This is a genomic window from Pelagibius sp. (genome assembly GCF_965249265.1).
Classification (GTDB): domain Bacteria; phylum Pseudomonadota; class Alphaproteobacteria; order Kiloniellales; family Kiloniellaceae; genus Pelagibius.
In genome coordinates this window covers 1,718,009-1,740,000 of record NZ_OZ252224.1, presented here as the reverse complement: position 1 = coordinate 1,740,000, position 21,992 = coordinate 1,718,009, and the positions used below count along the sequence as shown (strand labels likewise).

The 21,992-nt window shown below is 62.0% G+C and carries 17 protein-coding genes; 8 read left to right on the top strand and 9 right to left on the bottom strand.

Annotated features, from left to right (window positions below; translation table 11 throughout):
* Window positions 1-139: 139 nt before the first annotated feature.
* The 7 genes from ACP146_RS08170 to ACP146_RS08140 all read right to left on the bottom strand — a co-directional run bounded on the left by ACP146_RS08170 (window position 140) and on the right by ACP146_RS08140 (window position 8,662).
* Complete coding sequence (locus ACP146_RS08170) at window positions 140-559, bottom strand: DUF1489 family protein (RefSeq protein WP_422366267.1); 420 nt, start codon at window positions 557-559, stop codon at window positions 140-142.
* Window positions 560-594: 35 nt separating this feature from the next.
* Window positions 595-1,500 (bottom strand): hydroxymethylglutaryl-CoA lyase, encoded by a 906-nt coding sequence (locus ACP146_RS08165; protein WP_422366266.1) that lies wholly within the window; start codon window positions 1,498-1,500, stop codon window positions 595-597.
* 80 nt (window positions 1,501-1,580) lie between these two features.
* Window positions 1,581-3,575 carry an acetyl-CoA carboxylase biotin carboxylase subunit gene (locus ACP146_RS08160; protein WP_422366265.1) on the bottom strand — a complete coding sequence of 665 codons (1,995 nt, stop codon included), beginning with the start codon at window positions 3,573-3,575 and terminating at the stop codon, window positions 1,581-1,583.
* Between the two features lie 12 nt (window positions 3,576-3,587).
* Window positions 3,588-5,315, bottom strand: coding sequence for a monovalent cation:proton antiporter-2 (CPA2) family protein (locus tag ACP146_RS08155; protein WP_422366264.1), 1,728 nt, complete (start codon window positions 5,313-5,315; stop codon window positions 3,588-3,590).
* Window positions 5,316-5,330: 15 nt separating this feature from the next.
* The gene (locus tag ACP146_RS08150; RefSeq protein WP_422366263.1) at window positions 5,331-6,251 is read right to left on the bottom strand and encodes an ion channel; all 921 of its coding nucleotides are present in this window, start codon (window positions 6,249-6,251) and stop codon (window positions 5,331-5,333) included.
* Window positions 6,252-6,257: 6 nt separating this feature from the next.
* Complete coding sequence (locus ACP146_RS08145) at window positions 6,258-7,049, bottom strand: enoyl-CoA hydratase/isomerase family protein (RefSeq protein ID WP_422366262.1); 792 nt, start codon at window positions 7,047-7,049, stop codon at window positions 6,258-6,260.
* Between the two features lie 5 nt (window positions 7,050-7,054).
* The gene (locus ACP146_RS08140) at window positions 7,055-8,662 is read right to left on the bottom strand and encodes a carboxyl transferase domain-containing protein (RefSeq protein WP_422366261.1); all 1,608 of its coding nucleotides are present in this window, start codon (window positions 8,660-8,662) and stop codon (window positions 7,055-7,057) included.
* 179 nt (window positions 8,663-8,841) lie between these two features.
* Here ACP146_RS08140 and ACP146_RS08135 point away from each other — a divergent pair, with 179 nt between their 5' ends.
* Both ACP146_RS08135 and ACP146_RS08130 read left to right on the top strand, forming a co-directional pair.
* Window positions 8,842-9,192 (top strand): hypothetical protein, encoded by a 351-nt coding sequence (locus ACP146_RS08135; RefSeq protein WP_422366260.1) that lies wholly within the window; start codon window positions 8,842-8,844, stop codon window positions 9,190-9,192.
* An 85-nt stretch (window positions 9,193-9,277) separates the two neighbouring features.
* Entirely contained in the window at window positions 9,278-9,961 is a 684-nt protein-coding gene (locus ACP146_RS08130) for a ribbon-helix-helix domain-containing protein (protein ID WP_422366259.1), read from the top strand.
* Window positions 9,962-9,991: 30 nt separating this feature from the next.
* Here ACP146_RS08130 and ACP146_RS08125 read toward each other — a convergent pair whose 3' ends face one another.
* Together ACP146_RS08125 and ACP146_RS08120 are read right to left on the bottom strand one after the other, a co-directional pair.
* Window positions 9,992-10,396, bottom strand: a complete 405-nt coding sequence (locus tag ACP146_RS08125; protein WP_422366258.1) for a hypothetical protein — start codon at window positions 10,394-10,396, stop codon at window positions 9,992-9,994.
* A 317-nt stretch (window positions 10,397-10,713) separates the two neighbouring features.
* Complete coding sequence (locus ACP146_RS08120) at window positions 10,714-11,997, bottom strand: TolC family outer membrane protein (RefSeq protein ID WP_422366257.1); 1,284 nt, start codon at window positions 11,995-11,997, stop codon at window positions 10,714-10,716.
* A 1,446-nt stretch (window positions 11,998-13,443) separates the two neighbouring features.
* Here ACP146_RS08120 and ACP146_RS08115 point away from each other — a divergent pair.
* The 6 genes from ACP146_RS08115 (at window position 13,444) to ACP146_RS08090 (ending at window position 21,825) form a co-directional block, all read left to right on the top strand.
* Window positions 13,444-15,735, top strand: coding sequence for a type I secretion system permease/ATPase (locus ACP146_RS08115; RefSeq protein ID WP_422366256.1), 2,292 nt, complete (start codon window positions 13,444-13,446; stop codon window positions 15,733-15,735).
* Window positions 15,736-15,881: 146 nt separating this feature from the next.
* Window positions 15,882-17,216 (top strand): HlyD family type I secretion periplasmic adaptor subunit, encoded by a 1,335-nt coding sequence (locus ACP146_RS08110; protein WP_422366255.1) that lies wholly within the window; start codon window positions 15,882-15,884, stop codon window positions 17,214-17,216.
* Between the two features lie 274 nt (window positions 17,217-17,490).
* Window positions 17,491-18,216: a transglutaminase-like cysteine peptidase gene (locus ACP146_RS08105; protein ID WP_422366254.1), complete on the top strand. Its 726-nt coding sequence runs from the start codon at window positions 17,491-17,493 to the stop codon at window positions 18,214-18,216.
* Window positions 18,217-18,250: 34 nt separating this feature from the next.
* Window positions 18,251-20,344 (top strand): HD-GYP domain-containing protein, encoded by a 2,094-nt coding sequence (locus ACP146_RS08100; RefSeq protein ID WP_422366253.1) that lies wholly within the window; start codon window positions 18,251-18,253, stop codon window positions 20,342-20,344.
* A gap of 6 nt (window positions 20,345-20,350) precedes the next feature.
* Window positions 20,351-21,397 carry a trypsin-like serine peptidase gene (locus tag ACP146_RS08095; RefSeq protein WP_422366252.1) on the top strand — a complete coding sequence of 349 codons (1,047 nt, stop codon included), beginning with the start codon at window positions 20,351-20,353 and terminating at the stop codon, window positions 21,395-21,397.
* A 152-nt stretch (window positions 21,398-21,549) separates the two neighbouring features.
* Window positions 21,550-21,825, top strand: a complete 276-nt coding sequence (locus ACP146_RS08090) for a hypothetical protein (RefSeq protein WP_422366251.1) — start codon at window positions 21,550-21,552, stop codon at window positions 21,823-21,825.
* Window positions 21,826-21,992 lie beyond the last annotated feature (167 nt).

Below are 21,992 nucleotides of genomic sequence, written 5' to 3'. Positions count from 1 at the left end.
GCTTTCAACGCCTATAGGCTGTGGAAAACTCGCTCTCTGGGAGCCTCTGCGAAACCCGCAGGTTTCTGCGTCGGCGGAGCTGTATATAGGGGCTTGCCGGAGGCCTGTCCAGACCGAAAAACGCCTTTGCGAAACTTTTTTAAAGAATGCCCAGAGACCGCAGTTCCGCTTGCATTTCCGGGGGCAGATCCTCGGCCCCCGGGCCCTCCGTCAGCAGGTCCTGCGGCGCCTTCGCGGCCTCCAGATAGCGCCAGCCCTGAAAAGGCCGCTGGGCCCGCGGCATCACCCGGTGGAGATCGGGGCCGAGGTGCAGCCGGGCAAAGCCACGCCCCGCGCCATCGTTCTCCCGGGTGATATCGACAATCTCCTGGCGCAGTTGAAAGCGGCCCTTGATCACCCAGTAGAGCGATCCGCCGTCGATGATGTCGTCCGCCCGCTTGGGCATCATACGGGTGTCGTGGAACAGGCGCTGGCCCCGGCGCAAGCGCCGCGCCTGGCTCTGTTCCAGCTGCTCCATGGTCTCAACACCGACGCAGAGCTTCATCATATGAAGCACCATAGGATCCGTTCCGTCCCCTTGATCTTTCAGCAGGCTTAGGCTGCGCGCCCGGCCAGGGCAAGCGCCACCTTGGAGTTGGAGCGGCGCCCCAGCGCCTCGCAGATAAAGGCCCCCGCCTCCGCCAGTTTCGCCAAATCGATGCCGCTCTCGATACCCAGGCCGTCGAGCATATAGACCACATCCTCGCTGGCAACATTGCCCGAGGCCCCCTTGGCATAGGGACAGCCGCCGAGCCCGGCAACCGCCGCATCGACGGTTCCGACCCCCAGTTCCAGGCAGGCCAGGATGTTGGCCAGAGCCTGTCCGTAGGTGTCGTGAAAGTGCACCGCAAGATGCTCCACCGGCACCTGTGCAGCGACGGCGGAGAGCATCTCGGCGGCGCGCCGCGGCGTGCCGACGCCGATGGTGTCGCCAAGGGAGACTTCGTCGCAGCCGAGCTGCCGCAGGGCCAGGGAAACCTCCGTCACCTTGGCCAGCGGCACCACCCCTTCATAGGGACAGCCGAGCACACAGGAAACATAACCGCGCAGACGCAGGCCCGCGTCCTTGGCGCGCTCGGCCACCGGGGCGAAACGGGCGAGGCTTTCAGCGATCGAACAGTTGATGTTGCGTTGGGAGAAGGTCTCGGAAGCGGCGGCGAAAACGGCGATCTCCCCGACATCGGCTGCCAAGGCCCGCTCCAGCCCCTTCTCGTTGGGCACCAGCACCGGATAGCGGACGCCGGCCCTGCGCTTCAGGTTGGCCAGGACTTCGCTGGTGTCGGCCATCTGCGGGACCCACTTGGGCGACACGAAGGCCCCGGCCTCGACCACCGGACAGCCGGCTTCGGCGAGGCGCTCGATCAGTTCGACCTTTACCGCCGCCGGTAGAGACTGCGGCTCGTTCTGCAGGCCATCGCGCGGGCCGACTTCAACAAGTTCCACGGTTTTGGGAAAAGCCACGTCCCTTCCCTTCTATCGGCCGGACAACGAGAGCGCCCGGCAGTCTATCGCAAAAATGCGGATACTGAACCGGCCGCGCCTCATGCCTCCGCCAGAACCACAAGTTCGCTGCCCTCATCGACCAGTTCGCCGGCGGTGCAGTTCAGCGATTCGATGCGCCCGTCATGGGGTGCCGTAAGCGTGTGCTCCATTTTCATGGCCTCCAGGCGCAACAGCGGCGCCCCCTGCGCGACCTCCTCACCCGCACCCACAAGCACGGCCATCACCTTTCCGGGCATCGGCGCCGTGATCCGCCCGCTGCCGGTGGCCTCCGCCGGCGCGCCATGCAGCAGGTCCTGCAGCGCCAGCACGTAGACGGCCCCGTCGATGAGAACCCAGCGCTGCTCACCGTCGCCAAGCACGCGGGCGCGGAAGGATTCCTGACCCAGGCGGATCGCATAGTGGTCCTCAGCGATCTCCTCGATGCGCACCGCCTGTTCACCGGACGGCAAAGCCAGACTCAGCCCCTCCGGGCCGAAGTGCAGCGAGATAAGGAAAGCGTCCTCCCCATCCAAAAAGGTCAGATCGCTATGGGTCTCGGAATTGAGGCGCCAGCCATTGGTGAGCCGCCAGGGCGAATAGGGATCGCCCGAACCGGCAGCGGCGAGACGCGCCTGACGGCTGCGCCAGCGCATTTCAGCCAGCGCCAACGCTGCCAGAACCTTATCGGGAACGGCTCCCTGCTCGGGCACCAGGCCTTCACGGTGTTGATCGATGAAGCCTGTGTCCGGCGCCCCCCGGCGAAAAACGCCATGGCCGAGGATGGCCCGAAGGAAAGCGACATTGCTGGTGACGCCGGCGATTTCGGTCTGCACCAGGGCCCTGTCGAGACGCCGCAGCGCCGTTTCCCGGTCTTCGCCCCAGGCGACCACCTTGGCGATCATCGGGTCGTAGTAGACCGTCACCGCATCGCCCTGGCGTACGCCGCTGTCGACGCGGAGACCGTCTTCTTCGGCCGGGAACCCCAGATAAAGCAACCGCCCGGTCGACGGCAGGAAACCGTTGCCCGGGTCCTCGGCATAGATCCGCGCCTCGATCGCGTGGCCGGAGACTGTCAATTCATCCTGTGCCAGGGGCAGCGGCTCACCTGATGCAACCCGCAACTGCCATTCCACCAGATCGACACCGGTGATCATCTCAGTCACCGGATGCTCGACCTGCAGGCGGGTGTTCATCTCCATAAAGTAAAAGGCTTCGCCATCGAAAAGGAATTCGACGGTACCGGCGCCGCGATAGTCGATCGCCACCGCCGCAGCAACCGCGGCCGCACCCATAGCCTTGCGAACGGGTGCCGGCAGATCGGGGGCCGGCGCCTCCTCGATCACTTTCTGATGGCGGCGCTGCGAGGAACAGTCGCGTTCGAAGAGGTGCACCGCCTTGCCGTGATCGTCTCGGAAGACCTGTATCTCGACATGTCGGGGCGACGGCAAAAACCGTTCGAGCAGGACATGGTCGTCGCCGAAAGCGGCCATGGCTTCGCGCTGCGCCGCTTCCAGACCGGCCGAGAAATCCCCCGCGTCTTCGACGATGCGCATCCCCTTGCCGCCGCCACCGGCCGAGGCTTTCACCATCAATGGGAAGCCCAGCTTGTCGGCCTCCTTTTTCAGGATCGCGACATCCTGAGCATCACCATGATAACCCGGCACCAGGGGCACGCCGGCGCCTTCCATAATGGCTTTGGCCTCACTCTTTGAGCCCATGGCGCGAATGGCCGCGGCCGGCGGCCCGACAAAAACAATGCCGGCAGCGCTGCAGGCCTCAGCGAAGTCGGCATTTTCGGAGAGGAAGCCATAGCCGGGATGAATGGCCTCGGCCCCCGCCTCCTTCGCGGCGGCCAGAATGACATCGCCCTTCAGATAGCTTTCCGAAGCCGGCGCCGCACCGATACAGAACGCGCTGTCCGCCATTTCGACATGGGCGGCATCGGCATCGGCCTCCGAATAAACCGCAATGCACCGCAATCCCAGACGGCGTGCCGTGCGAATGACCCGGCAGGCGATCTCACCACGATTGGCGATCAGAATGCTTTGGAACAAAACCTGCCCTCTCTACTTGCGCTTCGCAGTGGCCTTGCCGACCTTCCCGTCCAGGTCTTCCAACAGAGCATAGTTGTCGGCCCGAAAGTCGGCCATCACCCGGTTCACATCATCGGTGCCGACGCCGACGGATGACAAGAGGATTCCACCAAGCTGCAGGCTGGCCTCCACGGCTTCCGGAACCACCGCCGCGGCACCGGCCTCCTCCAGCCGTTGGGCATGAACAAGATCATGGGATCGCACGAAAACCGGCACCGCCGGCATCCGGCGGCTCAAGGCTTCCACGGCATGGCTCGCCTCGCCCGACCGATCGACGGTAATGACCGCGGCACGGGCACGTTCGATACCTGCTGCTTCCAGAACCTCAACACGGCAGGCATCGCCGTAGTAGACCGGCAGGCCGTCACGCCGGCAGCGGGTGACGCGGGCGTGGTCCATATCCAGGGCGACGTAGGAGAGCCCGCAGGCCGAAAGCACGCGGGCCACAGTCTGACCGACCCGGCCGAAGCCGGCGATAATGACATGGCCGCTGACGTCCTCGGTTTCCTCCTTAAGTCCCTCCAAACCGGCGACCGGTTGCGGTGTCGCCCAGCGCGACAGCCGTGCTCCGAGCCATCCAACGGCCGGTGTCGCCACCATGGAGAGGGCGACCACGGCCAGCAGGATCTGACCAGTCTCGCGATCCAGCAGTCCAAGAATCATGGCACCGCCAAAAAGCACGAAGCCGAACTCGCCGCCCTGGGCAAGAAGAGGACCGACCCTGAGGGCGACATCGCGCGGCAGACGCCAGGCAAGGCACAGCAGGACGGTGATCACGGACTTCATCACCATCAGGACCACCAGACCCGTGACGATCAAGGGCCACTCCTGCGCCACAAGCGAGAGGTCGATGCTCATACCGACTGCCATGAAGAACAAACCCAGCAGCAGCCCCTTGAAAGGCCGGATGTCCGCCTCGACCTGGTGGCGGTACTCGGTCTCCGCCAGCAAAAGGCCGGCCAGAAAAGCGCCGAGGGCCATCGAGATGCCCCCCAGTGCCATCAGCCAGCCGGAGCCGAGGACCACCAGCAGGGTTGCGGCGACGAAGAGCTCCTGAAGCCTGCTGGAGGCGATGACGCGGTAGATCGGCCGCAATACCCGCCGGCCAATGACCAGGGCCGCGATGACCACCCCCAGGGCTTTCAGGAACGCGATCCCCAACGCTTCTGCCAGGCTTGCATCCGGCGACCCCAAAAGCGGTAGCAAAGCGAGCAGTGGCACGATGGCCAGATCCTGGAACAGCAGGATGGAAAAGGACATGCGCCCGAACCGCGAAGCCATCTCGCCCCGCTCGACCAGCATCTGGACAACAAAGGCGGTTGACGAAAGCGCCAAGCCGCCACCGATCACCACCGCGGCCTCCACGGGCTGGCCGAACCACATGGCGATGGCGCCGACGAGAAATCCGGTAACGACGACCTGCGCAGCACCGAGCTCGAAGACAAAGCGCCTCAGCACCTTCAGCCGCTCGACGGAGAGTTCCAATCCGATGGTGAAGAGCAGAAAGATGACGCCGAACTCGGCCAGGAAGAGAACACTGTCCGGGTCCTTGACCAAGGCCAGGGCCGAGGGCCCGACCAGAACGCCGGCAGCAAGGTAACCGAGGACCGAGCTGGATCGCGCCCAGCGAAACAGCGGCACGACACAAACCGCCGCGATCAGAAAGACCAAGACTTCGTTCAGATGTGCCGGTTCATGCATGCTGTCTTCGCGCCTCTAACTGCGGCGATCATGAGGGCGATGCTCGCGCGCGTAGCGCAGCACCTCGGAGAAGCCGAAGATGATCAGCCAGACACCGATGACGATCTGCAACGACGCCACCGCGCGCACCAGCATACTCAGCGGGACAAGGTCGCCGTAACCGACCGTGCTGAGGGTGATGATGGAAAAATACAGGCTCTCGACGAAAGAAATCGGCCTGGCCTCACCGGCGATCATGAAGTGAGGACCGGGAATGATCCGCTCGAGGATCCGGTAAAACCCCGCGAAGACGATGACGACGAAGGAGTAATAGGTGAAGAAGGCCAAGGTCGGCGCCATCAGGGCCGAAGCGCGGGCAAAGAAATCCTCGAACAGCAGGCCGGTTTCCAAGAGAAAAGCCGTCACATCACGGCTGACCGCCAGGACCAGAAGGGCAATCATACCCATACTGCCGATCAGAAACAGGCTCACCGTCTCCGGGCTATACCCCTGGTGGGGCACCAGAAAGGTTGCCAGACCTACGGCCAGGACAGGCAGAAGCCAGAAGAATACCCGCGGCGAGTAATGGACCCGCGTATCGGATTCGTGCCTGACAAGGCGATGGATTGCGCCACGGCGCAGCCAAGCACCGGCCATGAAGGCGAGAATGGGCATCACAAAGGACAAGCGTACCGACCAGTCGGTGGCGGACTCGAAGTTCGACAGGACAAAGAAAATGAACAGGCAGGCGTAAACTGAGAGAAAGTTCGCCAGGGCGATCGTCGTGAAGCGGCTGCCGGGGAAAAGACGATAAAACAGGGTCACACAGACCACCAATGTGCCCATCATTATGAAGAAGAAGAGGTCGAAGCGCTCGGCAACGGCCAGGGAGACGAGAAGGTAAAGACCGAGGGTCAGTACCAACCCGGGCAGCCAGTAGCGGTCAGGCTTTTGCATGAAGCCTCAATCCTCTTGCCAATTCGGCCTTCGCTTCTCCAAAAATGCGGTGATCCCTTCCCGCCCCTCGTCTGATGCACGCAGCGTGGCGATACGCCTCGCCGTCTCCTCGATCAGATCGTCATCGGGCGCAGCCGCCGCCGTCGTAAAAATCAGATCCTTTGCCGCTGCCTGCGCCTTGGGGCCGCCTTCCAGCAGCGTGGCAGCGACCTGCCGGCCCTTCTGTTCGAGACGCCCGGGTTCCACAACTTCGTGCACCAGCCCCAGGCGCTGGGCTTCCCAGGCGGAAAACGGCTCTGCCGTCAGGAAATAGCGACGCGCGGCAGCTTCACCGATCGCTGCGATGACATAGGGACAGATGACAGCCGGGATCAGGCCCAGCTTGACTTCCGAAAGGCAGAACTTCGCCTCTTCTGCCGCGACAACGATATCGCAACAGGCCACGAGCCCCACACCGCCGCCGTAAGCAGACCCCTGCACCAAGGCCAGTGTCGGCTTGGGCAGGTCGTTCAATGTCTGCATCAGGCGCCCGAGGTTTAGTGCGTCCTCATGATTCTCAGCCTCGGAGAAGCCGGCCATCGCCTTCATCCAATTGAGATCGGCGCCCGCGGAAAAACTGCGCCCCTGCGCCGCCAGCACAACCACCCGCACCCGGTCGTCGTTGCCGAGGCCCTCAAGGGCCGCCGTCAGCTCGGCAATCAAAACCTCGTTGAAGGCGTTGTGCATGTCGGAGCGGGTCAGCGTGATCCGCGCCACACCCTGCGGGTCGATCGCTTGAACGAAGAACGGCGACACCATCGGCCCTACATCCTGAAGATGCCGAACCGGGTCGGTTCAGCCGGTGCATTCAAAGCCGCCGAGAGGCCAAGTCCCAAGGCCATGCGGGTATCCAGCGGATCAATGATACCGTCGTCCCACAGCCGCGCCGTTGCGTAATAGGGGTGCCCCTGCTCTTCGTATTGCTCGCGGATCGGCGCCTTGAAGGCTTCCTCTTCGGTCGCACTCCACTGACCGCCTTTCGCCTCGACCGCATCGCGCCGCAGCGTGGCCATTACGGTGGCCGCCTGCTCACCGCCCATAACGGAGATGCGCGCATTGGGCCACATCCAAAGGAACCGCGGGCTGTAGGCGCGGCCGCACATACCGTAGTTACCTGCCCCGAAGCTCCCACCGAGGATGACCGTGAATTTGGGAACCCGGGCGCAGGCAACGGCGGTTACAAGTTTGGCGCCGTCCTTGGCAATGCCGCCGGCTTCGTATTTCTTCCCGACCATAAAGCCGGTGATGTTCTGCAGAAACACCAGCGGGACGCCGCGCTGACAGCAGAGCTCGATGAAATGGGCGCCCTTCACGGCCGACTCCGAGAACAGGATGCCGTTGTTCGCCAGAACGCCAACCAGGTAGCCACAGATGCGCGCGAAGCCGCAGACGAGGCTTTGGCCGTAAAGCGCCTTGAATTCATCCAGCTCGCTGCCATCGACGATGCGGGCGATGACCTCTCTTACATCGTAAGGTTTGCGCAGATCGCGCGGGATCAGCCCGTAGAGCTCCGCCGGATCATAATGCGGCTCCTGAGGTTCGCTGACTTCCAGGCTCTGTCCCTTCGGCCGGTTCAGCGAAGCCACCACGCGCCGGGCAATCGCCAGGGCATGGGAGTCGTTCTCCGCATAGTGGTCTGCAACGCCGGAGGTCCGGGTGTGAACATCGGCACCGCCCAGGTCTTCCGCGGTCACCACCTCGCCGGTCGCTGCCTTCACCAGAGGCGGGCCGCCCAGGAAAATCGTGCCCTGCTCCTTCACGATAATGCTCTCATCCGCCATGGCCGGCACATAGGCCCCACCGGCGGTGCAGGAGCCCATCACCACGGCGATCTGCGGAATGCCTTTGGCCGACATGTTCGCCTGATTGAAGAAGATCCTGCCGAAGTGATCACGATCCGGAAAGACGTCGTCCTGATTGGGTAGATTTGCGCCGCCGGAATCCACCAGATAGATGCAGGGCAGATGATTCTGTTCTGCGATCTCCTGGGCCCTGAGGTGCTTCTTAACGGTCAGGGGATAGTAGGTTCCGCCCTTCACGGTCGCATCATTGGCGACGATCATGCACTCGCGACCGGAAACGCGGCCGATTCCGGCGATCAGTCCCGCGCCGGGCACATCGTCCGCGTAGACCCCATAAGCGGCAAGCTGCGAAAGCTCCAGGAAGGGGGAACCGCTGTCCAGCAAGCCGCGGACGCGTTCGCGCGGCAGCAGCTTGCCACGCCCCTCGTGCCGCCCCCTCGCCCGCTCGCCGCCGCCCATTCTGATACGCTCGACCTGCGCCGCCAGATCATCCACAAGGGCCTGATTGGCGCGCCGGTTCTCGGCGAACTCCGGATCTCGGGTATTGGCTTTGCTGACAATGACAGGCATGGCCCGGGCGAATCGGCAACGGGAAAGACTGAGCTAGTTTCGCTAACTGACCGCGCGCAGCAAGCAAAAAGCAGGAGGCCCGCCAAACGAGGCGTCCCGGGCCCGACGGGCGCTCCACCTGTCGTTGCTTACCCGATGTTAACTAATAGCTGAATACCTTGGCGCGTCGAGGGAGGACCATGGACATGCCCTACGTGGCAAGAGATGACCAGGGACATATCACCGATGTCCAGGAGCGCGAGACCGAGATGGCCTATGAACAGGTCGCTCTCGATGATCCCGAACTGGTGTCCTATCTCAATAGCGGCCGAGGCGAGTCCGAGATCCGCGCCGAGCTCGAAGCCTCGGACATGGAATTCATCCGCGTCATCGAGGACGTCATTACCGTTCTGATCGACAAGCGGGTTTTCATGCTTACGGATCTTCCGGCCCCGGCCCAGCAGAAGCTTGCCCGCCGCTACAAACTGCGCAGCAATCTGTCGGATCTGGGCGGCATTATCGGCGACCACGAAGACATCATGCTGCCCTGAAAATCGAGCCCTGCCCCCTCCGGCCGCTTGCAGACAACGCCATATTTATGTATGCGTAATCTACCGATGCTTTTGAGCAGGTGGATTGAACGCTTTGCAGATACCGGCCCCGACATCTTTTGGAAATCAGGCGCCCAAGCCCCGTATCGTCCAGTATCGCAACAAGCGTTACTCGGTAAGGCTGGAACCGATCTACTGGCAAACCCTCGAGGTTCTGGCTGAACGTCAGCGGCTGCGTCTGGGCCGCTTTGTCGCCGAACTGGCTGAGCGTTATGAGGGCCCGAACTTCTCTTCCTATCTGCGGGTTTTCTGCATGCTTGAGGGGGAACAGGCCTTGGCGCGGGAAACCCTAGGCCCAACCCATCATGGGCTTCTGGACGTTGTGACGAACTGCCCCAACCCGGGCCTTATCCTGTCGCGCTACAGAACGGTGATCGCCTACAACGGGGCTTTCGGCGAATGGCTGGGTCCGGCCGATGTTGCGGTTATCGGTGCCGAACTGACCACTCTGGTTCAGGTCCGCACCAGGCGTTCGCTGACCGAGGTCTGGCAGGATCTGGTGAACGGGCGGGAGGCGAAAGCCGATGCCAAGCTGCTCTATGTCGCCCCAGGCCGGGTGAATGCCGCCCAGGCAACGATCCTCGCCCTGCGCTCTCAGACCTACCAGGAGTTCTACGCCGTCATGTGGCTGTCACTACAGGCGAAGCGGCCCGGCATTGCTGGCAGCCTGCCGATGCCGCCGAGCAGAGCCCCGACAAGCGAACACTGACAAGGCGAACACTGGTCAGGCGAACACTGGTCAGGCGATATTGGGATCGTTGATGATCAGGACGTCGCTTGAACTGTAGACGGTTAAGCCGCCCTCAAAACTGTAGAAGTTCAAGCCGGTAACATCGACGCCGGAAGCGGTAATGTGCTCCTCAGCCACCCCGAAGCCGGTGATTGTCTCTTTGGTCAGGATGTTGACGGATACGTCATCGCCGGTGAAGAGGACCACCTCCCCTTCCGGGTCCGGCAGCAGGTCATCCAGTTCCAGCAGTACCGAATCAGCCGCTGGGTCCTCGGCCGGCGAAAGGCCGCCCGGCTCGACGATGACCAGGGGAAGTCCGTCGTTTTCGACGTCGAGCAGCAGCCCGTGATCCGTCTGCGCTTCCGCGCTGACAGGGGCTTGCGGCAGGTCCGTGCCTGTTTTGCTCTCATTCATACCCGACGGCCGCCTTCCGGCCAGATCTTTCAAACACTAGTTTTAAAGATAGAACCTCTGCCCGGAAAGAACAACAATTCTGCAAAATGGAGGGTTGAAATATAGGTTCAAAATCCTATTTCCAGATCAAACACCCCAAATTGCGGTCTTGCTCGTGAGCGGCAGGCACGCGGGCGGCATCCGAGGGGTGCCTGAAGGCTCAAGATACCCGCCGCCCGATATCCTCAGGGACGACAGAAAACGGCGCCCTCCATCCGGAAGGCGCCGTTGTCCTTTGCTCTGCCCTGCCGCCGGCAAGCGGGCGGCTGAGGCGATCTTTAGTCGACCAGGCCCTCGGCCCAGGACACTTCCTCGACGACCGCCTGTTCAGGCGCCGAAGCGCCGATGGTCTCGAGAAGAACGCCGCCGACCCCAAGCACCCGGTAGGAAGCCAGTTGCTCGTTGGTCTGAGCCGTCACCAACTGCCCTTCGGAAACGAAGAGTTCGTTTTCAGCATCCAGGACGTCCAGCAGGGTACGCTGGGCCACTTCGAACTGCTGCTCGTAGGCGTCAAGAGTCGAGCGGTTGAAGTCCCGCGCCGTCTCAAGAGCTTCAATGCTTTCGCGGGCCGCTTCCAGGGCGAACCAGGACGTCCGCATTTCCTGCTGCGACTCAAGCACCGAGCGGTAGCGCCGGTTCTTGCTTTCCGACAGACGGAAAAGCGCTTCCTGCCTTGCCGCCCGGTCAATACCGCCACGGAAGATGTTCCAGCGAACGCGCACCATCACCTGATTGTTGAACTCGTAGGTGTCCAACGCCGACGTGCCGTCATTGTATTCGGACTGCGCTTCCAGAGTAATCGCCGGGTAGAGCGGCACCTCTGAAAGCTCGACCTCAGCTTCCGCTGTCCGGACATCCGCCTCGAAGATCTTCGTGGTGTTGTTGTTCCGCACGGCCAACTGGACAGCTTCATCCAGATCACCCGGCAGAGAGCCGGCAGGGAACTCCGGATAGGTCAGGTCATTACCCGGGAAAGACCCGATAATGCGCGTGAACACCGCTTCCGAGTCCCGAAGATCGTTCAGGGTTTCGATCAGGGTGTTATCAGCACGAGCCGTACGGGCTTCGGTTTGCGCCACGTCGGCTTCACTGCCGCCACCGCCTTGGAGCCGCTCGCGCTGAGCGCTCAGCACCTGCTGGTGATAGGCAACGTTGTCCTCAGCCAGCTTCACAAGGTCGCGCTGACGCAGGACTTCCAGGTAAATCCCGATAGCATCAAGGGCCAGAACCGCGGAGTTTTCATACACCCGGTTGGCCGCGGACTCGACGCGGGCCTGCTCGCGCTCGACCGTGGCGCCGGCTTCGAAACCGTCAAACAAGCGCTGCTGCAGCGTGATTGACGACTCGCGACGATTGGTCGTCTCCGTGCCGCCGTTGTTATTGGCGCGCGACGTCGTGTCGTTGAAGTTTTCGATACCGATACCGGCCGCCACATCAATCTGCGGCAAGTAAAGGCCCCGGGCCTGTCGCAGTTCCTGATCAACCGCTTCACGGTTGCTGGCCACAATGCCGATGTCCGGGTTTGTTGAAATCGCCTGCTGTACAGCTTCCTGCAATGTCATTGCATTTGCCGATACTGCAAATGGCAGCATTAGAGCACCACTGAGAAGTACTGCTTTAATGTGAGTCTTACTCGTCCTGCGAGACCAGCGCATGCTAGCTTCCCCCGACCTAAATCTTTGCATCTAATACCTCTCCCCCGTGTCGGACCTCAACGTCCGGGAACGGACGAAAGGCAAACAAATCTAGAAATATGCGCGACTTGTAACCTGTTTCCAGTTTGGCTGTCAACGCGCGCTCCTAAGGCCAAACAGGGTTAATTGGGGTTAAGGCCACTTCAATTGCCACACCGTGACATTTTAACCACAATCCCATGTTCACCGTTCTGCTGCAAGCTCTGAAGACCGAAGTTCAAACCACTGCCACGAGACCGATTTTCCCGGGCCGGCCACTCAATTCTCAGAATGCACCTTTCCCGATGAGCAGGCGAGGCAATACGGACAGCGGATCGATTCTGTCAACGCCGGATACCAGCACCCTGTGAAAACCCTTAAGCTGCCGGTCAGACGACCTTGACGCCAGGCATCCAAGCCAAATCAAGGAATTTACTCCCATCTTTCACGAAATAATTGCAGCGCGCGTAAGTATTCGCCCCCGAAGTACAAATATCGCGACCTGACGGAGAACTTCTATGCCCAACAAAGGCCACAAAGCTGTGACAAATCCCACAGCCCTGGGCGCCGGGCCGTTTTAGCTTCGCGGGAATAGGGTTACCAGGAAGTGAAAACGCCGGTTATCAGGTGACACCAAGGGTTTGAGCGGGCGGCAGGCAATTTGGCGGACAATCAATCACGCAGGCGTCGGTCGGGTGAATCCCCTGGCCGAACCGGTAAATTGTGCTATTAAGCCTTCCCGAATGAAGCGGCACTAAAAAGTGACTGAGTTGCAGTTAGGCATGAAACCCAAGTCTTTGCGATTTCGTAATGTCTATGGTCAAGATTTGGGATCCGAAAGTCTGCGATAGGGAGCGATTTTCCCGTCACGCCGCCCCGCCTGCTTGCAGCCGGATGGGCTAAGCCTGCTGGGGCAGGCTCTTGTGAGGTGGGATCGTCTAATGGGAGAGCTTTAGGCACGGTATGGTCGCACGCGACAATACGTCGGCGATTCACGGCAGGCCCAAGCGCAAAGGGCCGGACGTAGACGTGGCGGACGATAAAGCTGGACCAAGTGAACCAAGCCTCTCGGTCGGACCGACGGAGGTAAATGGTGGCGCCGAGCCGGACCTGAAGACGACATTCGGGCCAGCCGAGCTGGGCCGACAAGAAATTGACCCGGAGCTCCAGCTCCCGGGCAGCGCTGCGGCGGAAGAGACTGACGGCGCGGAAACGCAGAAAGATGTTGCGGCTGGGCAGGCTGGGACTGTCGGCAGAAGCCGCGAGGACGATCAAGGGGCCCCTGTTCCGGACCAGCCGGTGGCAGACTCCGTTACCAGTAAGGATACCGCCGACGTGAGTGAGGCATTCGATAATTCAGGTGACACCAAGATGTCGGCGAGTCTGGCTGAATCTGAGGGTGCGGCAGATGACGATACGAAGTCGGCCTCCCTCGGTGCGACCTTGCGGACCAGCGATGTGGTTGAGGAAAGTGCGGCAAACGATTGGGACGTGCCGGCCTCGAGCGTCGACTTTGAAGACCCCCTTGTCCGCTGCCTTTCCTTGCTTGCCGGCTTGCTGCAACGCCCGATTTCCACAGAGGCTCTGAAAGCCGGACTGCCCCACGCTCAAGAGGCCTTCACGCCGGAATTGGCGGTTCGCTCTGCCGAACGCGCAGGGCTTTCGGCCCGCGTCGTGCGCCGCCCGCGCCTGGTGAAGATCCTGCCGGTCACCCTGCCCTGCATTCTGCTGCTGAAGGGCGGCAGTTGCTGCGTGCTTACCGGGCTGGCCAACGGCTTTGCCGATGTCCTGTTGCCGGAGGCCGGCGGCACCCAGAAGTCGGTCGATATGAAGGCGCTGGAGGAACAATACAGCGGCTATGCCATCTTCGCCCGCGCCGAGGCGCGCTTCGACGAGCGGGCGCCGGAAACCAAGCTCGCCGAACCGCGGGCCTGGTTCTGGGGCACCCTCTGGCAGTTCTGGCCGATTTACGGTCACGTTTTTCTGGCGTCGATCCTGATCAACTGCTTCGCGATCGCCAGCCCGCTGTTCATCATGAACGTTTACGACCGCGTCGTGCCCAACCAGGCCATAGAGACACTCTGGGTTCTGGCCATCGGCGTGATCACCGTTTTCGGTTTCGAGTTCGTAATGCGCAACCTGCGCACCTATTTCGTCGACATCGCCGGCAAGAACGCCGATGTGATCATCGCCAGCCGCCTGCTGGAGCAGTTGATGTCGACCCGTCTCGACGCCAAGCCGGCATCGACCGGCGCCATGGCGAACAATCTGCGCGAATTCGAATCGCTGCGCGAATTCTTCACCTCGGGCACCCTGGTGGCGCTGGTCGACCTGCCCTTCATCTTCCTGTTCATCGGCGTCATCTATATCGTTTCGGGACCGGTGGCCATCGTGCCGCTCGTCATGGTGCCGCTGGTTATTCTAGCCGGCCTCATTCTGCAATACCCGCTGCGCTCGATCATGGAAAAGAGCCAGCGCGAGGCGAGTCAGAAGCATGCCCTGCTGGTCGAGACCATCGACGGCCTGGAGACCATCAAGGCGACCGCCGCGGAGGGCCGCGTCCAGAAGTCCTGGGAGCGCTTCGTCGGCCTGTCAGCAACATCTTCGGGCCGGGCGCGTTTCATCTCCGGCATTGCGACAACCTTCGCACAGGTGGCCATCCAAATGGCGACTGTAATCGTGATTGTCTACGGCGTGCACGAGATTGCCGCCGGCAACATCACCATGGGCGCGCTGATCGCCGCAACCATCTTGACCGGCCGTGCGCTGGCGCCGCTGGGCGCCGTTGCGGCCATGCTGACCCGCCTGCAGCAATCGCGTGTCGCACTGAAATCCCTCGATACCCTGATGAAGGCCCCGATCGAGCGCGCCCAGAACAAGAGCTTCCTGCATCGCCCGCGCCTCAGCGGACAGATCGAGTTCAAGCAGGCGACGTTCAGTTATCCGGGTCAGGAAACCAAGGCGCTGGACAGCCTCTCCTTCAAGATCAAGCCGGGTGAGCGCGTCGGGATGCTGGGCCGCATTGGCTCCGGCAAAAGCACGGTCTCGCGCATGATGGTCGGGCTTTACGAACCCATGGACGGCGCTGTCCTGATGGACGGCACAGACGTTCGCCAGGTCGACCCGGCCGATCTGCGCCGCAACATCGGCTACGTCTCTCAGGACAACTATCTGTTCTTCGGCTCGGTCCGCGAAAACATCTGTTTCGGGGCGCCGCATGTGGACGACGAGGCGATCCTGCGCGCCGCAGATCTTGCCGGCGTCAGTGACTTCCTGCGAACCCATCCGCTGGGTTTCGACCTGCCGGTCGGCGAACGCGGCATGTCACTTTCAGGCGGCCAGCGCCAGTCGGTGGCGATCGCCCGTTCGATGCTGCTGGACCCGCCGATCATCCTGCTGGACGAACCGACGAGCCACATGGACAACTCCTCGGAGGCCGCCTTCAAGAGGCGCCTGGAGGCAATGCTGCCGGGCAAGACGCTGTTCTTGGTCACCCATCGCAGTTCGCTGCTGACGCTTGTCGATCGTCTGCTGATTATCGACAACGGCAAGATCGTTGCCGACGGTCCTAAGGAAGAGGTCCTGAGAGCACTGCGACAGGGCCAGATCCGCGCGACAAACAACTGATCGGCGGCGAACGGCAAACCTGCCTTGACCGGCAGGCACGGTAGATGGATTGGGCTGTATCAATGCGAAGATCGGCAATACCGCCCAGACTGTAACACTGCGGGCCCGTTACCCTGCTCCCCGGCCCGATGGAGGAATAAGTTAGGATGAGTTCACAAGGCGTTTTCGATCGGGACGATCTGGATTTCATGCCCGACGTCCATGCTGCCACCCGGCATCGCGGCCGGCGGTTTGCCTACATCCTCACTATCATGTCGATCCTGTTTTTCGCCGTCATGGGGATCTGGGCGCATTACGCCGTCCTGGACGAGGTCACCCGGGGCGAAGGGACCATTATCCCCTCCTCCAAGACCCAGGTGATTCAGAATCTGGAAGGCGGCATTCTTTCCGAAATCCTGGTTCGCGAAGGCGACATCGTCGAGGCGGGCGATGTTCTGGTCCGCATCGAGAACACCATCGCCACAGCCAACCTGGAGGATGCCCAGTCACAGTACTACAGCTTGCTGGCGACCGAAGCGCGCCTCGTCGCGGAGCTTGAGGAAGCCGAAGGCATCACGTTTCCGGAAGCGGTAGAGGCCGAAGCACCCATCGTCGCCTCGGATCAGCAGCGTCTTTTCAACGCACGCAAGCGTCAGTTGGCTGCCCAGGTGTCTGTTCTGGAGTCTCAGGCCAGTCAGCGCAAACAGGAAGTGGCCGAGATGGGCAGCCGCCGGCGCCAGCTTGAGCAGAGCCTGCGCCTGGCCCGCGAGGAGTTGGCGATCACCAAGCCGTTGGTCCAAAAGGGTGTGATGCCGCGCATCGACCTCATTCGCATCGATCGCCAGGTGGCCGACCTCGAAGGCGAGATCCGGACGATCCGCACCGCTATTCCCCGCCTTCAGGCGGCTCAGAAAGAGGCGGAGCAGCGGATCGAAGAGATGGTGCTGACGACGAAGACCGAAGCCTCGGACGAGCTCAACGGCGTGCGCGCCGAGCTCAAGTCTATCTCGCAGTCTCTCTTCGCCGGTCAGGACCGCGTGACCCGTACTTCGGTTCAGTCGCGCGTCCGGGGGACCGTGAAGAACCTGAAGCGCACCACCGTCGGCGGCGTGATCCAGCCGGGCGAAGACATCATGGAAATCGTGCCGCTGGATGATACGCTGTTGGTCGAAGCCCAGGTCAGGCCGGCCGACATTGCGTTCCTGCGTCCCGGCCAGGAGGCCATCATCAAGGTCTCTGCCTACGACTTCTCGATCTACGGCGGCCTGAGCGCCGACCTCGAGCGGATCTCGGCGGACACGATCAAGGACGAAGAAGGCGAAAGCTTCTATCGTGTCTATCTGCGTACCCAGGAAAGCGAACTGCAGCGCAACGGCGAGGTTCTGCCGATCATTCCGGGCATGACCGTGACGGCGGAAATCCTGACCGGCCAGAAGTCGGTTCTCGACTACCTTCTGAAGCCGATCCTGAAGGCCAAGGACAGCGCCCTGCGCGAGCGTTAAGCATACAAGACGCAAGACAGCGGAACCGCAAAAGCGCCGTCGGCATACCGGCGGCGCTTTTTTCGCGTCTTTACCAATGCATGGGGTGAATCCATGCCATTTGCCCGGTATTTGGCGGAAATGCGCCTCACCCCGGTGTTACCGCGTAAACCATCTTTGGAAAATCTACGTTAAGGCAAAACAGCGATGCTCTCGATGAGGGCCTCCAGCAGGCGCTCATGGCCGCAATTCCCGCGAACCCGCGGGAACAGCCGCAGCTTCGGGAGCATGGTCAGTGGATCGCCGCGCCTTCCTTCGTTCGTCTGCTCTGATGCTCGGGACTGCCGTCGGCAGTCTCGCAGTGGACGGCTGGGCGAAACCGGCGGCTGCGCAGTCCCTGGGCGACTTCCTGAAGTCCAGCCGCAACCAAGGCGGCGCGCTCTTCGGCTCCACCGAGATTTCCTCCGATACCCTGAAAGCCCTGCCCCAGTGGGCACGGGTTCTCTCCAAGGTGAAACAGGAACGCCGCGCCTTCCGGGCCTGTCTCGACAACCCGGCAGCCTGCACCAGCGCCGGCCTGAAGTCCTGGCGCGAGGTTGCCTCCGCCGCCAAGGGCAAGCCGCGGGACGCCATGCTGAAGATCGTGAACCAGTACTTCAACCGCTGGCCCTACAAGGTCGACCAGGAACTTTACGGCGTCAGCGAATTCTGGGCGACGCCAAAGGAATTCATGAAGCGTTCCGGCGACTGCGAAGACTATTCGATCGCCAAGTTCTTCGCCCTGCGCGATCTGGGCCTGTCAAACGACGAGATGCGGGTGGTCATCCTGATGGACCGGATCCGCCGTATCGGCCATGCCGTCCTGGCCGTCTACCAGAGCAACGACATCCTGATCCTGGACAGTCTCACCGACCTTATCTTCTCGCATCGAAAGTACCGCCACTATATTCCGCAGTACTCGATGAACGAGTCGACACGCTGGGCCCATTTCTATGAAAAGAAGCGCACCGCATCTTTGTAAACAATCGTTAATTCCTCTATGAGATAACCTATTCATGATTAAGGAAGGGCTCAAAGCGGCGGATGCCCTGGACTTCGCCGCGATCGACGCAAAACCCGAACCCTCGGGACGCTGGCGCGTGCTCCTCTGGGGCGGAATTGTTTTGGCCGTGATCGCCCTGGCCGCGGTGCTGGTGCCCAAGCTGACGATCGATGCCAAGCGGAACCAGCTCACCGAACAGGTTTCCGAACGGCTCAGTATCACCGCCGAGGGCCAGGCCGAGGTGATCGCCACCTGGCTGCAGGGCAGCCTCCGCCTCGCTGAACCGGTTGTCGAGAGTGAGCTGATCCGTCTTTTCTCCGCCGAGATGGACCTCGCCGGCGGTGACATGTCCCGCATGGTGGCGCCGCAGACCGACGAAGGGGGCCTTGGTGTCCCGCTGGTCGAACAACTGCCTTTCATTGAGCGGGTAATCAGCGACTTCGCCGTCAACGCCGACTTCCTGGCTGCCTACCTCGTCGGGCGCAGCGGCGATGCCCTCGTCTCGTCCAGCGCCTCCGTGAGCTTCAACAGCGAACAGTCCGCCCTGGCCGGCGAAAGCTTCCGGCGCGGACAATCGGTGTTCGGTCCGGCACGCAGCGTTTCCGCTGGATTGGTGATGGATCTGGCGATCCCGGTCTTCGCCGCACAGGTGGAACCGGGTCAGGCCCCGCCGGTTGCTGTCCTCGTCCTGGTGACCCCTCTGGCAAGCGGCCTCTCGGAGATACTCGCGGTCGACCCGCTGGCCAGCCCCGGCGCCCGCCGCGCCTTGATCCAACTCGACGGCGATCGCTTGTCGCGGATCGCCCCCGGCGCTCCCGATCCGGTCAAGACAGTTTCTCTGGAGGGTTTCGACCTCGCCGCCGGTGAGGTTCCATTTGGCAAACGCGCCTCACTCACCGAGAGCGGGACCGTCTATTCGGCCGGCGCCATGGTTGCAGGGCCGACCTGGTGGGTGGTTGAGGAACTCGATGTTGGCATCGCGGAACAACCACTCGCGACCTTTGCGACCGCAGCGATGGTGGTCGCCGCACTGGTGGTCATCGCCGTCGCCATAGCCTTCGGCGCATTCTGGTGGCGGCTCTCCAGCCTGCACAATGAAACCCTCGCCCGGCAATATCAGAGCCTGGCCAGCCGTATTCACGCGCAAAAACAACTGCTCGACAGCATCAACGGCGCCATCGCCGAACAGATCGGCCTGAAGGGAACGGACGGCACCTATCGCTACGTGAATGCCGCCTTTGCCTCGGCGGTCGGTCGTGCCCCGGAGGCTATGGTTGGCCTGGACGATGCCGCCATCTTCGGACGCGGCACGGCAAAGCGTCTGGCCCTTTCGGAACGGCGTGTCGTCAACGGCCTTGAGACCGTAACCTCGAACGAGCAGATCTACTTCGACTCGGCTTTGCGCCATCTGCAGATTTCCAAGGCGCCTTTCGTCGACCACGAAGGAACGCTGCAGGGTATCGTCTCGGTAACGCGTGACGTCACCGAACTGGTGGAACAGCAGCGCAAGAAAGAGCGGGCCATCGAACAGATGGTTGGCGCCCTGGTTCGCGCAATCGAGCTTCGTGATCCTTACCTGGCCGGACACTCGCGCCGCGTCGCCGAGTTCGCCGTGGCGGTCGGCAAGGAATTGAACTGCACCGAAGACGAACTGACCGGCCTGGAGCTGGCCGCCAATCTGTCTCAGATCGGCAAGCTGGCGATTCCTCAGGAACTTCTGACCAAGCCGGCGCGGCTGTCGGAAGACGAAATCCGCCAGATGGAAACCCACCTCGAGCACGCCGTCCGGCTTTTGGACGGGATCGATTTCGACGTGCCGGTGGTTGAAACCATCGCGCAGATGCACGAGCGTCTGGACGGAAAAGGCTACCCAAAAGGGTTAGCCGGTGACGCCATTTCGCTGACCGCAAGGATTCTGGGCACCTGCGACGTTTTTTGTGCCCGCGTGGAACCGCGATCCTATCGCGCAGGCCTTGCACCTGCCGCCGTGCTGGATATTCTGCAGGAGAATTCCAGCCGCTACGACCCGAAAGTGATCGAAGCATTGAGACAGGTGGCAGCCACGATTTCCGGTGAGAAACTCATCGCCAGCATTGCGGTCGGCTGACCGACAATGCTGAAAATCCTTGCGGGTGTTCGCCCCGCATCGAACGTCTGGGCGCGCGCGCTCAGCGCCCTCGCCCTGGCCATTTGCGTTTCCAGCGGCACGCAGGCGGCGCAGGCGTCTGACCGTGTCGAGATCAACGCCATGGAGTACCCTTGGAGCGCCATCGGCAGAGTCAATGCCGGCGGGCGCGGTCACTGCACCGGTTTTCTGATCAGCCCAAGGCATGTCATCACAGCCGCACACTGCCTCTTCGATCCGCGCGCCGGTCGCTGGCGCGGCCCGATCGAGATACACTTCATCGCCGGCTATCAGCGTGACCGCTTCATCCTTCACTCCAAGGTTACAAGCTATCGGCGGGCCGAGGCTTTTGACTACCGCGACGGCGCCACGACCCGATCCGCCGTGCGCGACTGGGCGATCCTCACCCTCGCAAAGCCGATCGGAACCCAGGCCGGCTGGCTGGGAATCAAGAAGCTGGACAGTCTCATGCTGTCGCGGATCAAGGCCGGCGAAGCCTTGTTGCTGCAGGCCGGATACCGCAGAGACCGTGCCCATGTGATGACGGCCGGTTGGGGCTGTCAGATTCGCGGCGTCGGTCAGGCCGGCAGTCTGATCACCCACGACTGCAGTGTGATCAAGGGAGATTCCGGGTCCCCTCTCCTGCTCTTCGCCGATGGCAGTTTTTTTGCCGTGGGACTACACGTGATCGACCTCAAGGCACCCAATGAGGAATCAGTGGCTGGCGTTTTGTCACTCAGCCTGTTTCATCCCGACGGCGGCAAGCGCGAGGCAGCCTCGGCGCTGGCTCAGACCTCGGCGCGCTGGCGCAACGGGCAGGCGCCAAAAGGCGGCAGCGAGGCGGCGATGATTCCACTGAAAACCATCGACAGCCTGCTGGTTCGTCTCGGCTATCTGCAGGGTGAGAACCTGCGTGCGAAAGAAGAGGCGCGGGCCCAGGCTCTCAGCCGATTCCAGGCCGACAAGGGGCTGCCGAGGAACGGACGGGCATCCGTTGCGATACTGGGCAGCCTTCTGAAGGCTTCGACACCTTGATTCCGGGGGATTGCAGGCGCTAGGGAGCAAGTCCTGGATCAACGGCAGCAAGCCTGCTATCCAGGGGCGGTTTTAACAGGCGCCTATGGCGTTCGTTTGTTCTCAAACCCTTACCGAAGCACTGTTTGAGCGAGATAGAGGGAAGTGCATTCATGAGCGATATATTTGCAGACGGCACCGGTTCGATTGTGGTGTCCAATGGGGTCGTGCGCATCGAACTGGTCCAGCTGCGCCGCAAGAATGACAAGGCCGAGCTCGAGGCGCACACGACGGGAAACCTCCTCATGCCGGTCGGGTCGCTGAAGCAACTGACCCTGCAGCTCGCCAAGGCCTTGGAGCAGATCCAGACCCGGACGGCCGAGAAAGACCGGCTGGAGGCCAGTTCCGGCAAAGGCGACGACCTGGACGAGGCCTTGACCAACCTCTGAGCCCACAGGCGGCCGGACAACCCTCTTTTCAAGAGGGCCAGGCTCCTGGCCGGCGCTTCAGCCGGCCCGCGGCTCTGTCCGAAGCTTTACAAAAAATTGAGCAAATTAGCCGAATCTGACAGGACTTGTGTAGACTCGCGCCGCCGAACCCAGAAGAAGATCGGGCA